Source organism: Mycobacterium malmoense (genome assembly GCF_019645855.1).
Classification (GTDB): Bacteria; Actinomycetota; Actinomycetes; order Mycobacteriales; family Mycobacteriaceae; genus Mycobacterium; species Mycobacterium malmoense.
On record NZ_CP080999.1, the window covers coordinates 2420978 to 2435509 of the forward strand.

A 14532-nucleotide genomic window follows, 5' to 3' on the forward strand; every position below is an offset into this window, starting at 1 on the left:
CGTCGATCAGCCCCTCAACCCTCCTCGGAGCGCATCGACTGGCGGATCTGCGCCAACCGTTCGGCGGCCGCGCGCTGACGCTCGTCGTACAGCTCCTCGACGGAGCGTCCCTCCGCCGTCTCGGCATCGAGTTCCGCCGCACCCTGCGCCGTCGCGTACCGGGTTTCGATTTTCTCGCGGACCGATTCGAAGGTCGGTACACCGGCGCTGTCGTACCCGGGATCGGATTGGCCGGCGCAGGGAGCGCCGGGAGTCAGTGGTTCGTCGGGCATGCCGCCACGCTACTGCGGCCCGGGTTATCTGGCAGGGGTGTTGGAGCGCTGGGCCGGGACCACGACCGGCGCGGCGACCACGGACGGAGGGGACGCGGCGGGCAACGGAATCCGCGGAACCCCCGGAGTGCCCAGCCGGCCGGCCAGCCAGGGCAGCGAGGCCGCGAAAGCCCGGTCCGCAAAAGGCCAGTCGTGCTTACCCGGCTGGGGAACGACCGCGCAGTCGATGCCGTTGGCACGGCCAAGCGCGCACAGCGAATAGGCGGCTGCGGTCTGGTTGCCCGGGTCGGCGGCGGCGTCGCGACCAACCAGACGCGTCGCGTAGTCGCGCCGTGGCGCCGGCGGGCCGTCCGAGGAGATCGCGAACCATCCGGCCACGTCGCGGTACGGGCCGTGCCGGCTGATCACGGTGGTCGGGTCGAATGCGGCCCAGGCGTCGGCGTTTCCGCCGAACAGCCTGGCGATGCTTTGTGCCTTGTTTCCGGCATTCGGGAAGAAGTCGCCGGCGATGTCGACGAACGCGCTGAACATGTCGGGATGCATGACGGTCAGATCCAGGGCACAAGTCCCGCCCATGGACCAGCCGGCAACGCCCCAGTTGGACCGGTCGGGGCTGACGCCGAAATTCGAAATCATATAAGGCACAACATCTTTGGTCAGGTGGTCGGCCGCATTTCCGCGGACTCCATTGACGCATTCGGTGTCGTTGTTGAAAGCGCCTCCGGAGTCGGCGAACACCAGCACCGGCGCCTTGCCCCTGTGCGTGGTCTCGAAGTCGTCGATTGTCTTGATCGCGTTGCCCGCGCGCGTCCAGTCCGCGGGTGTGTTGAACTGTCCCCCGATCATCATCACCGTCGGCAGCGGCGGCGGGGGGCTGCTCGTGAACCATTCGGGCGGCAGGTAGACCAGTTCACCGCGGTGCTTGAAATGTGATGCGTCCGAAGGGATCACCACCGGTACCACGCTGCCGTGTGGTGGCCGGGCACGTTTGGCGGCCATCGCGGTGACGCTGGCCCGGTCGGTCTGATCGGGCAGCGGGCCGGAGGTGAGCTGGCTCCAGGCGGCCTGCACGGTCGGGAAGTAGCCGACCCACAGGTTGAGCGCCAGCGCCGCGCAGAGCAAACACAACGGCACGGCAAGCAGTGTCACGCCACGCCGCCACGGCGGTGCGGCGCGCCAGCCCAAAACCAGCACCGTCGCCGCCATGCCGGTCATCGTGATCCAGAGCCACAGCGCCGGCGGTGCCGGGTCATCGGAGAGACCCCGGTCGACGATGTACCAGTGCGTCCCATAGGCCATGGCGCCGCCGACCAGGGCGGCCGCCGGCAGCCAGATCGTCCGCCAACGACGGGACCGCCAGCCCACGGCAAGCGTCAGCGCGACGGCGGCGACGGCCTGGATGGTCGTGGGCACCCAGCCGTGCATCAGGGATGTATGACTACTTGCGAGCAACTGCGCCGTGGCGACGGTCGTCGACGCTGTCACGTGATTCATTGTGATCCATTGTTAACCGTCCTGGAACATTTTTACCGAATGTTCGCTGTGGAATGCCTGGCAGCACCGGGCCCGGCTAATGCGGTTTGGCCAGCGGAAATGGCAGTGTCTCGCGGATGCTGCGGCCGGTTATGAGCATGACGAGTCGATCGATGCCCATACCGAGCCCGCCGGTGGGCGGCATCGCGTATTCCATGGCTTGCAGGAAGTCTTCGTCGAGCTCCATCGCCTCGGGATCCCCGCCGGCGGCCAGCAGCGACTGCTCCTGGAGACGGCGCCGCTGCTCGACCGGGTCGGTGAGCTCGCTGTAGGCGGTGCCCAGCTCGACGCCCCACGCCACCAGGTCCCACCGCTCGGCGACGCCGGGCTTGCTGCGGTGCGGCCGGGTCAACGGTGACACGGAGGTCGGAAAGTCGATGTAGAAGGTCGGTTGCTCGGTCCGGTCCTCGACCAGGTGCTCGTAGAGTTCCAGAACCACCGCGCCGGCATCCCAATGCGCGCGATACGGAATGTGCGCGGCGTCGGACAGCTTGCGCAGCGCGGCCAGGGAGGTGTCGGGGTCGACGTGTTCTCCCAGCGCTTCGGAGACCGCGTCGTGAACGGTCTTGACCGGCCAGGCGCCGGAGATGTCGACCGGTTCCAGGCGGGCGCCGGTGCCACCGCGGGGCCGCAACACGGTCTGCTCACCGTGAGCCGCCTGGGCGGCGTTCTGGATGAGCTCACGGCAGCCGTCGATCCACACCTTGTAGTCGGCATGTGCCTGGTAGGCCTCCAGCAACGTGAACTCGGGGTTGTGGCTGAAGTCGACACCCTCGTTGCGGAAGGCCCGGCCCAGCTCGAACACCCGCTCGACGCCGCCGACGCACAACCGCTTCAGGTAAAGCTCCGGCGCGATGCGCAAGAACAGGTCCATGTCATAGGTGTTGATGTGGGTGACGAACGGCCGGGCGGTGGCTCCGCCGTGGATCTGCTGCAGGATCGGCGTCTCGACTTCGATGAACCCCCTGGCGAACAGCGTTTCCCGCACCGAGCGCAACACGCTGCTGCGGGCCTTGATCAGTTCGCGCGACTCGGTATTGACCGCCAGGTCGACGTAGCGGGTGCGCACCCGCGTCTCCGGGTCGGTCAGCCCCTTCCACTTGTTTGGCAACGGGCGCAAGCACTTACCGATCATCCGCCAGTCGCGCACTATCAGCGAGCGGGTTCCGTTCTTGGAAAAGCCCATGTGCCCGGTCAGCTCGACCAGGTCACCAAGATCGATGGCCGCGGTGAAATCGGCGGTGCGGCCGCACTCCAGGCGCGAGTTGTCCAGCAGCACTTGCATTTCGCCCGACCAGTCACGCAGCTGGGCAAACAGCACGCCACCGTAGTCGCGGATCCGCAATATCCGGCCGGCCACCGAGACGGTTTCCTGGTCGTCCGCGTCTAGCGCCCGGGCGATCGTATGGCTGGGCGGGGATCCCACCGGGTAGGCGTCAACACCGTTGCGCTGCAAGGTTTTCAGCTTGGCCAGGCGCACCCGGACCTGTTCCGGCAGACGGGATCTCGACTCCTCGGCCTCGGCGGCGCTGGCCCCGCGTCGCAGCCCGCTCACGTCGGGCGTCGACCCGTCGTGATGCAGCAGCCCGGACTCCGCCAGCCTGGCCGGCACGGCGGGGTGATGCCCGGTGTGCACCTTGTCCCGCCGGCTGAACGGCAAGACGAGGAAACCCTCCGCGATCACCGAGGCGACCCCGACCCGGGGAATCAAGCGCGCGTCCTCGTAGCAGGCGTAGCGGGGAATCCACTCGGGTTGGTATTTCATGTTGGAGCGGTACAGCGTCTCCAGCTGCCACCACCGCGAGAAGAACAGCAACAGCCCCCGCCACAGTCGCGCGACCGGGCCGGCGCCGAGCTGGGCGCCCTGCTCGAAGGCGGACCGGAACATCGCGAAGTTCAGTGAAATGCGGGTGATGCCAATGGTTTCGGCGTTCAGGGCGAGCTCGCTCACCATGAGTTCGATGGTGCCGTTCGGGGACTGCGGGGAACGGCGCATCAAGTCCAGGGAGACGCCCGTGGTTCCCCACGGGACCAGTGACAGCATCGCGATCACGTGGCCGTCGCGGTCCATCGCTTCGACCAGCAGGCAGTCCCCGTCGGCCGGATCGCCGAGCCGGCCCAGCGCCATCGAAAAGCCCCGCTCGGTTTGGGTGTCGCGCCAGGCGTCGGCGCGCGCGATGGTGTCGGCCATCTCGTCGGCGGAGATGTCGCGGTGTCGCCGGATGCGCACCGTCAGGCCGGCCCTGCGCGCCCGCGTCACCGCCTGGCGCACCCCGCGCATGTCCGGGCCGGACAGCTTGAAATCGGAGGTCCGCAGAATCGCCTCGTCACCCAGTTCGAGGGCGTTGAGGCCGGCCTCGCGAAACACCTGGGCGCCTTGGGAACTGGCGCCCATGACGCCGGGCGCCCAGCCGTACGTCTGGCATAACCCCAACCACGCGTCGATGGCCTGTGGCCATGCCCGCGGGTCGCCCACCGGGTCGCCGCTGGCCAGGCAGACGCCAATCTCGACGCGATAGGTGATGGCGGCGCGGCCGCTATGCGCGAACACCACCGACTTGTCGCGACGGGTGGCGAAGTAACCCAGGGAGTCGTTCTTGCCCCACAGCTCGAGCAGCCCGCGGATGGCGGACTCGTCCTCGCCGGTCAGCGCGTTGTCGGCGCGCTGCGACTGGAACAGCGCGATCGTCGCGGCGATCAGCGCGAGCGCGCCGAACAACCCGAAGATCGCGTTGAGTAAAACCTGCGGCTTGCCGGTGAACAGGTCGGGATCGGCCAGCGCGAATCCGACCACCCGGTTGGCCACATAGGGCAAGCGGTCCTGGCGCGCAAGCGATCCGGGGAACAGTTCGACCAGACCCCACGACAACAGGATGCCGATCACGTCGCCGACGATCAGCACCCCGGCCGCTTTGAACAGTGCGCCGTTGCGGACCTTGGCCCAGAATTCCCGATAGGCCAAGACCAGAAGGACGATCACGACGATGTGGACGGCGAAACCGAGGTTCTCGCCGAAGGTTTCGGCCGCGGTGTTGTGGCCCGCGGCGATGTCGGCGGCGTTCAGCACCGCGGCAAGGACCATGTTGCCGAGCAGCAGCAGCCAGGCGACGCGTTTGCGGGCGGTGAGCGCCGCGGCCAGCAACGCCAGCACGAACGACCACGCGATGCTGGTGTCGGGGAAGTTGAACAGGTAGTTGTTGATGAACTCCCGCGGCACCTTGATCAGCCACCGGATCAGCGGCGACACGCTGGCGACCAGTGACACGGTGGCGATGACGCCAACCGTCCACCCGGCCGCCGCCGGTACCCAGCGATACCGGGAGCTCGACCGGCTGCCCAAACGAGGCCCCGAGCGAGACGTAGCGAGTGTCACAGACCGCGAGGATATGCCCTCAAGCCGTGAAAGTCCTGGCGAAGCGCCAAGAGTTACGCAGACCAGTTGGAAAGGTTTGCTGAACTGGTGTAAAGGACGCCGGACGCCCGTCCGCGCTCAGAAGTGCTGGAAGGGGCCCTATGGGCTGCTAAACTAACGACTGCGACCATCCCGGCGCAGGCCGGGGACAGTAAGTGGAGTCCCACTCCCACCGCTAGCCACGATGAAGGCTCGGCCCTTTCTCAAGGCTATTCGGTCCGGTCATGGGCATCATGTAATGCCCGTTCCGCGGCAGCGCGGGCGGCTTGACCAGTTTCGAGCCGCGATCGGTCGGCATTGGGCCCTGCTTGTGCAGGGCCTTTTTGCTGATGGTGTGGCCTTTTCACCACTGATCCCGGACGGGCCAAGGGACTGGCCGCGAGGACAACAGAAGCCCAACAAGGGAGGCCCCATCAGCACTGAGACCCGCGTCAACGAGCGCATCCGCGTACCTGAAGTCCGATTGATTGGTCCAGGGGGGGAGCAGGTAGGCATCGTACGCATCGAAGACGCACTGCGCGTCGCCGCGGACGCCGATCTCGACCTCGTGGAAGTTGCCCCGAACGCCAGACCGCCGGTCTGCAAGATCATGGACTACGGCAAGTTCAAGTACGAGGCGGCACAAAAGGCGCGCGAATCCCGCCGGAACCAGCAGCAGACCGTCGTCAAGGAACAAAAGCTGCGACCGAAAATCGACGATCACGATTACGAGACCAAGAAGGGCCACGTAATCCGCTTCCTGGAGGCGGGGTCGAAGGTCAAGGTCACCATCATGTTTCGCGGACGTGAGCAGTCGCGGCCCGAGCTGGGCTATCGATTGCTCCAGCGGCTGGGTGCGGACGTCGCCGAATACGGATTCGTCGAAACGTCCGCCAAGCAGGATGGCCGCAACATGACGATGGTGCTGGCACCGCATCGCGGCGCAAAGACGCGCGCCAAGGCGCGGCACCCCGAAGCGCCGGGGGGCGGCGCGGCATCGGATTCCGACGCGGCCGCCGACGCCAGCCCCTCATCGAACTGACCTGACAGCGAGAACCAGAGGAAACCAGAGGAAACATGCCCAAAGCCAAGACCCACAGCGGGGCTTCAAAGCGGTTCCGGCGCACCGGGACCGGGAAAATCCTGCGCCAGAAAGCCAATCGGCGGCATCTGCTCGAGCACAAGCCGACCAAACGAACCCGGCGGCTCGACGGGCGCACCGTGGTATCGGCCAACGACACCAAGCGCGTTAACGCGCTGCTGAACGGCTGACCACCGCACCGGCTCAGACCTTTTCCAGACCATTACTGCCTGAACGAGAGTAGGAACATCCATGGCACGCGTGAAGCGGGCGGTCAACGCCCACAAGAAGAGGCGCAGCGTCCTGAAGGCCTCGAAAGGCTATCGCGGCCAGCGATCCCGGCTCTACCGCAAAGCCAAAGAGCAGCAACTACATTCGTTGAACTACGCCTACCGCGACCGCCGTGCGCGCAAGGGCGAGTTCCGCAAACTGTGGATCTCGCGGATCAACGCGGCCGCCCGCGCCAACGACATCACCTACAACCGGCTGATCCAGGGCCTCAAGGCCGCGGGTGTAGACGTGGACCGCAAGAACCTGGCCGACATCGCGATCACCGATCCCGCGGCATTCACGGCGCTCGTCGGCGTCGCCCGGGCGGCACTGCCCGAGGACGTCAACGCGCCCTCGGATTCCGGAGAGGCTGCCTAGCCGCCACCATGCCGGCGGTGCTCACCGAACGCTCGGCCAGGGTGGCCGCGGCGGTCAAATTGCATCGACACGTCGGCCGTCGGCGGGCGGGCCGATTTCTCGCCGAAGGCCCCAACCTGGTCGAGGCCGCCTCGGCTCGCGGGTTGGTCCGCGACGTGTTCGTCACCGAACTCGCCGCGGAGCGGCACGCGCCGTTGCTGGGCGCGCTGCGCTGTCCGATCCATCTGGTAACCGAGCGGGCCGCAAAAGCGCTCTCCGACACCGTCACTCCGACGGGGTTGGTAGGGGTTTGCGACATGCCCGCAACCCGGCTGGAGGATGTGCTGGCCGGCTCGCCTCGGCTGATCGCGGTCGCCGTCGAGATCGGCGAGCCGGGCAATGCCGGCACGCTGATCCGCATCGCCGACGCCATGGGCGCGGCGGCGGTGATCCTCGGCGGGCACAGTGTCGACCCGTACAACGGCAAGTGCCTGCGCGCGTCGGCCGGCAGCATGTTCTCGATCCCCGTCGTCGCCGCGCCCGACACCCGCGCCGCGGTCACCGCGCTGCGCGGCGCCGGCCTGCAAGTCTTGGCCACCACGGTCGACGCGAAGGTGCGCCTTGACCAGGCCGACCTCGCCGCGCCGACGGCCTGGTTGTTCGGGACCGAATCACACGGCTTGTCGGCCGAGGTCGCCGACGCCGCAGACCGGCGCGTGCGCATCCCGATGTCCGGCGGTGCCGAGAGCCTGAACGTGGCCGCCGCCGCGGCAATCTGCCTCTACCAGAGCGCGCAGGCTCTGGGTCTGCTCGAGCCGCCTTAACGGCTTACGCCGCTTTTTTACGGCCGCGGGCGGGGCGCAGGCCGGCCAGCGAGAACGTGCCGTGCATCAGCGAGCCGGCGCGTTCCATGAGGGCTCGAGCGGGTTGGAGGGCGGGGTCAAGGGGGGAGCGGACGAAGGGGTGGGACCCCTGGGGAAAGTAATGCATCGGCAGCCCGCGGCGGTCGCGCGGCGGCGCCATGAATGCCGGTGCCTCGACCAACGGCGCGTCGCTGGGAACCCGTCCCTGGGCGCGGCGGTAGGCGGCCAGCGCGCGCGGATGCAGCCGGATTTCGTCGGGAACCGCCAGAAATGCCAGCTCGACGAGCTTGCCAAACAGGCGCAGCAACACCTCGTCGCCCGGTGTCCAGTGCATTCCCGCCTTCTCACGCACCGCGGGCTCGAATAGCCCCGCCGCGATCCAGCGCTGACCGGCCACCAACGGCCTGAACAATTGGTCCCAGATCGGTGTCGGCATCAGCACGAACTTCGGCTTGGGAATCCGGATCTGGAAGATGTCCAGCGTCGCCTGGTTGATTTCCAGCTCGTCGCGGCAGACCCGGTCCCAGTACTGCTGGAATTCCTCCCACGATTTGGGGACCGGCCGCATGCTCATCCCATACATGCGATACCACTGCACGTGTTCGTCGAACAGCTGGCGCTTCTCGGCTTCGGTCAAGCCTCCGCAGAAGTACTCCGCCACCTTGACGACGAGCATGAAGAAGGTGGCATGCGCCCAGTAGAAGGTTTCCGGGTTCAGCGCGTGATAGCGACGGCCCGTGGCGTCGACGCCCTTGATGGTGCGGTGGTAGCCCTTGATCTGCTGGCCGGTCTGGGCCGCCCGGTCGCCGTCGTAGACCACCCCCATGATCGGGTACACCGACCGCGCCACCCGCTGCAAAGGCTCGCGCAGCAGGATGGAGTGCTCTTCGACACCGGCGCCCAGCTCCGGATACATGTTCTGGACCGCGCCGATCCACACGCCCATCATTCCGGTGCGGAGGTCACCGAAATACTTCCAGGTGAGCGAGTCGGGTCCGAGCGGATCGCCGGATGTCCCGGATGTCCCGGATATCCCGGATATCGTTGTGCTGGCAGTCATCTCGGCCTCCTGCTCCTCACGATAAGCTTTGACAACGCACGTTGTCTACGATTTCGGGGATGGCGCCATGCGGTGTTACCGACTTTCCACAGCAGTGTGGCCCGGTAGTAATCAGGTCGTGAGCAGGCTCGCTTGTTGCGAGATGTGACACATACGCGACGACTGTCATTGCCCGCCTCCGCGGAAACCGCCTAACCTGGCGACGTGGAACTCGCGCCTCGCGATCCGGACCCGGGCGAGCCCGAAAAATCGGTGACCACCCTGGCGCCCCCGGTCTCAAGACGGCGCTCTCCGGTATCAATTCACACCGCGGCGCAGTGGTTGCACACGACAAATCACAGCCCCGGCGTCGTGGCGTTGATCCGGCGGGCGCGACGGCTGTTGCCCGGAGATCCCGAGTTCGGCGACCCGCTGTCCACCGCGGGCGAGGGTGGTCCGCGCGCCGCCGCGCGGGCCGCCGACCGGCTGCTGGGGGATCGCGAGGCGGCGTCGCGCGAGGTCAGCCTCGGTGTGTTGCAGGTGTGGCAGGCGATGACCGAGGCGGTGTCCCGACGGCCGGCAAACCCGGAGGTGACGCTGGTATTCACCGACCTCGTCGGGTTCTCGGGGTGGTCGCTGGAGGCGGGTGACGAGGCGGCGCTGGCCCTGCTGCGACAGGTGGCGCGGGCCATCGAGCCGCCGCTGCTCGACGCCGGCGGGCACATTGTGAAACGCATGGGCGACGGGATCATGGCGGTGTTCCGCGATCCGACGGTCGCCGTGCGGGCGGTGCTGGCCGCCAAGGAGGCGCTGAAATCGGTTGAGGTCGCGGGCTATACACCGCGAATGCGGGTGGGGATCCACACCGGGCGGCCCCAGCGAATGGCCGCGGACTGGCTCGGTGTCGACGTCAACATCGCCGCTCGCGTGATGGAACGCGCCACCAAGGGCGGAATCATGGTGTCGAGCTCGACGTTAGACCTGATACCGCAAAGCGAACTGGACGCACTGGGCGTCGTCGCCAAACGTGCACGCAAACCCGTGTTCGCCCACAAAACCGCTGGGGTCCCCGCGGACCTGGGAATATATCGGCTCAAGACTCTTAGGGAGTTGACAGCGTTTGATCACGCTTCCGAAACGAATTAGTCGACATAATGGATGCCAATGATTGGGGGCATCTTCTCCCGGCTTGCCCGGGTTCGGTTCACGGTGGGATATGTCGCGATTGTGCTTGCCATCAGCTGCGCCATCCTGGCGCTTGGCCCGCACGTGCACGACGTCATCGTCCAGCGCGCCAGCACCAACCTGCACAACCTGGCCCGCGGACACCTGGGAACCCTGTTGGGCAGCGCCCTGGTCGTCGACGCTGGCCCGCTGTACTTTTGGCCGCCCTTCCTGACCTGCCTGCTTGCACTCGCGGAGCTGCATCTGCGCACCATCCGGCTGGTGGCGGCATTTCTGGTCGGCCACATCGGCGCGACGTTGTTGGTGGCCGCCGCACTCGCCGGGGCGGTCGAGTTCGGCTGGCTGCCGTTGTCGATCACCCGAGCCAGCGACGTCGGAATGAGCTACGGCGCCCTTGCGGTGCTTGGAGCGATGACGGCGGTGATTCCCGGGCGCTGGCGGGCGGCCTGGGTCGGCTGGTGGGTATCGGCGGGCCTGGCCGCGGCGATCATCGGCGGCGACTTCACCGATGCCGGTCATACCGTCGCCGTGATCCTGGGCGTGCTGGTGTCCGCCCGGTTCCGGCAGCCGATCCACTGGACGCCGGTGCGGTGCCTGATGTTGGTGGCCTCCTCGGGGTTCGGTTTCCTGATGCTGGCTCACCAGTGGGGGACGATGGCCGCCGCGCCGGCGTTCGGTGTCCTGGGCGCGTTGGCGGCCTACAAGGTCGCCCAACTCACCGCGGGCCGCAGCGTGCTGCCGATTCTGCCCGCGGGTGACCGCAACGCGCTGACCCGTCCGCAGCCGGTCATGACCGGCTAGCCATTTCGTCGGCCATCTTTCAAGCGCGCGCCGAAGCACCGCACACCGGATCACCTATGATCGGCACTTGCGTCACGCTCGTAGTCAGCCAGCCCGCCCGGCGACGATGCGCTCCGCGTAGCGGAGCGAGGAGGAGTCGGGTGAATTGAGCCCGCCCCCGAACAGCCTCGTCAGCAAGGAGAGTGTCGCCGCGTGGGTGATCAACCCGTCGACCTGTCGCCGGAAGCCTTGGCCAAGGCCGTCAACGCCGCCCGGCAGGCCATCGCGCTCGCCGACGATCTGGACGCGCTGGCACGCGTCAAGATCGAGCACCTCGGTGACCGCTCACCGCTGGCACTGGCGCGGCAAGCGCTGGGCACCGTCCCCACGGACCAGCGCGCCGACGCCGGCAAGCGCGTCAACGCCGCACGCGGCGACGTCCAGCGCAGCTACGACGAACGGCTGACGACGCTGCGCGCCGAGCGCGACGCCGCGGTGCTGGTCGCCGAGGGCATCGACGTCACCTTGCCGTCGACTCGGCAGCCGCCCGGCGCCCGGCACCCGATCACGATATTGGCCGAGCACATCGCCGATACCTTCATCGCGATGGGCTGGGAGTTGGCGGAGGGGCCCGAGGTCGAAACCGAACAGTTCAACTTCGACGCTCTCAACTTCCCCGCCGACCACCCGGCCCGCAGCGAGCAGGACACGTTCTATATCGCGCCGGAGGATTCGCGGCAGCTGCTGCGCACCCACACCTCACCGGTGCAGGTGCGCACCCTGCTGGCGCACGAGCCGCCCGTCTACATCATCTCGATCGGCCGCACCTTCCGCACCGACGAACTCGACGCCACCCACACGCCCGTCTTCCATCAGGTCGAAGGCCTGGCGGTGGACCGCGGCCTGTCCATGGCGCACCTGCGGGGAACGTTGGACGCGTTCGCGCGCGCTGAGTTCGGTGCTTCCGCGCGCACCCGGATCCGGCCCCACTTCTTTCCGTTCACCGAACCGTCGGCCGAGGTCGACGTCTGGTTTGCCAACAAGAAGGGTGGCGCCGACTGGGTCGAGTGGGGAGGCTGCGGAATGGTACATCCAAATGTGTTGCGCGCCGCGGGAATTGACCCCGAAGTCTACTCCGGCTTCGCGTTCGGAATGGGCCTGGAACGCACCCTGCAGTTCCGCAACGGGATCCCCGACATGCGCGACATGGTCGAGGGAGACATCCGGTTCTCCTTACCGTTTGGGGTGGGTGGCTGATGCGCGTTGCCTACAGCTGGCTGCGCGAGGTCTTGAACGCCGGCGCCCCGGGCTGGGATGTCGGCGCCGGTGACCTCGGGCAGACACTGGTGCGCATCGGCCACGAGGTCGAGGAGGTCGTCCCCCTCGGCCCGGTCGACGGCCCGCTGACCGTGGGGCGGGTCACCGCCATCGAAGAGCTCACCGGTTTCAAGAAGCCGATCCGCGCCTGCCTGGTGGATGTCGGCGAGCACAAAGACCGCGAGATCGTCTGCGGGGCAACCAACTTCGTGGTCGACGACCTGGTCGTGGTGGCGCTGCCGGGCACCACGCTGCCCGGCGGCTTCGCCATCACGGCCCGCAAGACCTATGGCCGTAACTCCGACGGCATGATCTGCTCGGCGGCCGAACTCGGTTTGGGCGCAGACCATTCCGGGATCCTGGTGTTGCCGCCCGGAACCGCCGCACCGGGAGCCGACGGTGCCGGGGTGCTGGGACTCGGCGACGTGGTCTTCCACCTGGCGATCACCCCCGACCGGGGCTACTGCATGTCGGTGCGTGGGTTGGCCCGCGAAATCGCGTGCGCGTACGACCTGGACTTCGTCGACCCGGCGGGCATCGAGGCGTTGCCGGTCGAGGGAGCGGCGTGGCCGCTGACGGTGCAAGCCGAAACCGGCGTTCGCCGGTTCGCGCTGCGCCCGGTCACCGGGATCGACCCCGCCGCCGTGTCACCGTGGTGGCTGCAGCGCCGGCTGCTGCTGTCCGGCATCCGCGCGACCTCGCCGGCCGTGGACGTCACCAACTACGTGATGCTGGAACTGGGCCATCCCATGCACGCCCACGACCGCAACCGCATCAGCGGCGGCCTCAGCGTGCGGTTCGCTCACCCCGGTGAGACCGTCGTCACCCTCGATGACGTTGAGCGCCGGCTCGATCCGGCCGACGTCCTCATCGTCGACGACGTGGCCACCGCGGCGATCGGCGGTGTGATGGGTGCGGCGAGCACCGAGGTGCGCGCGGATTCCACCGACGTGCTGCTGGAGGCCGCGGTGTGGGACCCGGCCGCGGTGTCACGCACGCAACGCAGGTTGCACCTGCCCAGCGAGGCCGCCCGTCGCTATGAGCGTGCGGTGGACCCGGCGATTTCGGTCGCCGCGCTGGACCGGTGTGCCGCGCTGCTCGCCGAGATCGCCGGGGGAGCGGTGGCTCCGACTTTGACCGATTGGCGGGGTGACCCGCCGCGTGATGACTGGTCGCCACCGCCGATCCGGATCGCCGTCGACCTGCCGGACCGCTTCGCCGGGGTGTCCTATGCCCGGGGCACGACCGCGCGGCGGCTGACCCAAATCGGCGCCGTGGTGGTCCAAGACGGCGCCACGTTGACCGTGACGCCGCCCAGTTGGCGACCCGACCTGTTGCAGCCCGCCGACCTCGTCGAGGAGGTCATGCGGCTGGAGGGCCTGGAGGCCATCCCGTCGGTGCTGCCATCGGCTCCTGCAGGACGGGGATTCACGGCCGTGCAGAAGCGTCGCCGTGCCGTCGGCAAGTCGCTGGCCCAGTCCGGTTACGTCGAGGTCCTGCCGACCCCGTTTTTGCCCGCCGGCGTGTTCGACCTTTGGGGACTGCCGGCCGATGACCCGCGACGCACGACGACGCACGTGCTCAACCCGCTGGAAGCCGACCGTCCGCAGCTGGCCACCACGCTGTTGCCGGCATTGCTAGAGTCGTTGGCGCGCAACGTATCCCGAGGTCTCACCGACGTCGCGCTGTACGCCCTGGCGCAGGTGGTTCAGCCGACCGAGGAGACCCGCGCCGTCGAGCTCATCCCCGTCCACCGCCGGCCCACCGCTACCGAGATCGCGATGCTGGACGCGTCGTTGCCCCGGCAACCGCAGCACGTCGCCGCGGTGCTGACCGGTCTGCGCGAACCCAGAGGCCCCTGGGGCCCCGGTCGGCGCGCCGAAGCCGCCGACGCGTTCGAGGCGGTGCGAATCGTCGCGCGCGCCAGCGGGATTGACGTGGCTCTCCGGGCGGCGCGATACCTGCCGTGGCATCCGGGTCGGTGCGCCGAAGTGCTCGTCGGGGAAGCAGTCGTCGGTCACGCCGGCCAGCTGCATCCCGTCGTGATCGAGCGCTCGGGACTGCCCAATGGCACCTGCGCGATGGAGTTGAACCTCGATGCGGTTCCCATCGTCGAGGCATTCCCGGCGCCGAGGGTGTCGCCATTTCCGGCCGTGTTCCAGGACGTCAGCCTGGTGGTTTCCACTCATATACCCGCCCAGGCGGTGGCCGATGCCGTTCGCGAGGGCGCCGGTGAACTGCTGGAGGACATCCAATTGTTCGACGTTTTCACCGGCCCACAGGTCGGCGAGGATCGCAAATCGCTGACCTTCGCCCTGCGTTTCCGTGCACCGGATCGCACGCTGACCGAAGACGACGCCAGTGCGGCCCGCGATGCCGCGGTGCGGCGCGCGGCTGAGGCGGTCGGCGCCGAATTGCGCGCCTAACGGCGGCACCACCCCGTT

The 14532-nt window shown here is 67.9% G+C and carries 12 protein-coding genes; 8 read left to right on the forward strand and 4 right to left on the reverse strand.

Annotated elements, in window-relative coordinates; translation table 11 throughout:
* Nucleotides 1–14: 14 nt before the first annotated feature.
* The 3 genes from K3U93_RS11285 to lysX all read right to left on the reverse strand — a co-directional run bounded on the left by K3U93_RS11285 (nt 15) and on the right by lysX (nt 5145).
* Nucleotides 15–272, reverse strand: a complete 258-nt coding sequence (locus tag K3U93_RS11285) for a PspA/IM30 family protein (protein WP_071509463.1) — start codon at nt 270–272, stop codon at nt 15–17.
* A 24-nt stretch (nt 273–296) separates the two neighbouring features.
* On the reverse strand, nt 297–1766 hold the full coding sequence (locus K3U93_RS11290) for an alpha/beta hydrolase (protein WP_176220009.1): 1470 nt from the start codon (nt 1764–1766) through the stop codon (nt 297–299).
* 76 nt (nt 1767–1842) lie between these two features.
* Nucleotides 1843–5145 (reverse strand): bifunctional lysylphosphatidylglycerol synthetase/lysine--tRNA ligase LysX, encoded by a 3303-nt coding sequence (gene lysX / locus K3U93_RS11295; RefSeq protein WP_071509461.1) that lies wholly within the window; start codon nt 5143–5145, stop codon nt 1843–1845.
* A gap of 484 nt (nt 5146–5629) precedes the next feature.
* Between lysX and infC the strand changes: the two genes are divergently transcribed.
* The 4 genes from infC (at nt 5630) to K3U93_RS11315 (ending at nt 7728) form a co-directional block, all read left to right on the forward strand.
* Nucleotides 5630–6238 (forward strand): translation initiation factor IF-3, encoded by a 609-nt coding sequence (gene infC / locus K3U93_RS11300; RefSeq protein ID WP_083011248.1) that lies wholly within the window; start codon nt 5630–5632, stop codon nt 6236–6238.
* A 35-nt stretch (nt 6239–6273) separates the two neighbouring features.
* A complete protein-coding gene (gene rpmI, locus K3U93_RS11305) occupies nt 6274–6468 on the forward strand; it encodes a 50S ribosomal protein L35 (RefSeq protein WP_071509459.1) in 195 nt (64 codons plus the stop codon).
* A 61-nt stretch (nt 6469–6529) separates the two neighbouring features.
* A complete protein-coding gene (gene rplT / locus K3U93_RS11310) occupies nt 6530–6925 on the forward strand; it encodes a 50S ribosomal protein L20 (RefSeq protein WP_071509458.1) in 396 nt (131 codons plus the stop codon).
* A gap of 17 nt (nt 6926–6942) precedes the next feature.
* Nucleotides 6943–7728 carry a TrmH family RNA methyltransferase gene (locus K3U93_RS11315; RefSeq protein WP_139797067.1) on the forward strand — a complete coding sequence of 262 codons (786 nt, stop codon included), beginning with the start codon at nt 6943–6945 and terminating at the stop codon, nt 7726–7728.
* A gap of 4 nt (nt 7729–7732) precedes the next feature.
* Here the strand turns inward: K3U93_RS11315 and K3U93_RS11320 are convergent, their stop codons facing one another.
* The gene (locus K3U93_RS11320; RefSeq protein ID WP_420915389.1) at nt 7733–8827 is read right to left on the reverse strand and encodes an oxygenase MpaB family protein; all 1095 of its coding nucleotides are present in this window, start codon (nt 8825–8827) and stop codon (nt 7733–7735) included.
* Nucleotides 8828–9031: 204 nt separating this feature from the next.
* Here K3U93_RS11320 and K3U93_RS11325 point away from each other — a divergent pair, with 204 nt between their 5' ends.
* The 4 genes from K3U93_RS11325 to pheT all read left to right on the forward strand — a co-directional run bounded on the left by K3U93_RS11325 (nt 9032) and on the right by pheT (nt 14514).
* On the forward strand, nt 9032–9952 hold the full coding sequence (locus K3U93_RS11325; RefSeq protein WP_071509456.1) for an adenylate/guanylate cyclase domain-containing protein: 921 nt from the start codon (nt 9032–9034) through the stop codon (nt 9950–9952).
* Nucleotides 9953–9970: 18 nt separating this feature from the next.
* Nucleotides 9971–10792: a rhomboid-like protein gene (locus tag K3U93_RS11330; protein ID WP_071509455.1), complete on the forward strand. Its 822-nt coding sequence runs from the start codon at nt 9971–9973 to the stop codon at nt 10790–10792.
* A gap of 192 nt (nt 10793–10984) precedes the next feature.
* On the forward strand, nt 10985–12028 hold the full coding sequence (gene pheS, locus K3U93_RS11335) for a phenylalanine--tRNA ligase subunit alpha (protein ID WP_071509454.1): 1044 nt from the start codon (nt 10985–10987) through the stop codon (nt 12026–12028).
* Nucleotides 12028–14514, forward strand: a complete 2487-nt coding sequence (gene pheT, locus K3U93_RS11340; protein WP_071509453.1) for a phenylalanine--tRNA ligase subunit beta — start codon at nt 12028–12030, stop codon at nt 14512–14514. Before pheS ends, pheT begins: the two co-directional genes overlap by 1 nt.
* Nucleotides 14515–14532: the final 18 nt, after the last annotated feature.

Excerpts from the sequence above, each read along its gene's own strand:
- K3U93_RS11285 (WP_071509463.1), bottom strand. The coding sequence starts at position 272 with ATGCCCGACGAACCACTGACTCCCGGCGCTCCCTGCGCCGGCCAATCC.
- K3U93_RS11290 (WP_176220009.1), bottom strand. The coding sequence starts at position 1,766 with ATGAATCACGTGACAGCGTCGACGACCGTCGCCACGGCGCAGTTGCTC.
- rpmI (WP_071509459.1), top strand. The coding sequence starts at position 6,274 with ATGCCCAAAGCCAAGACCCACAGCGGGGCTTCAAAGCGGTTCCGGCGC.
- rplT (WP_071509458.1), top strand. The coding sequence starts at position 6,530 with ATGGCACGCGTGAAGCGGGCGGTCAACGCCCACAAGAAGAGGCGCAGC.
- K3U93_RS11320 (WP_420915389.1), bottom strand. The coding sequence starts at position 8,827 with ATGACTGCCAGCACAACGATATCCGGGATATCCGGGACATCCGGGACA.
- K3U93_RS11330 (WP_071509455.1), top strand. The coding sequence starts at position 9,971 with ATGATTGGGGGCATCTTCTCCCGGCTTGCCCGGGTTCGGTTCACGGTG.
- pheT (WP_071509453.1), top strand. The coding sequence starts at position 12,028 with ATGCGCGTTGCCTACAGCTGGCTGCGCGAGGTCTTGAACGCCGGCGCC.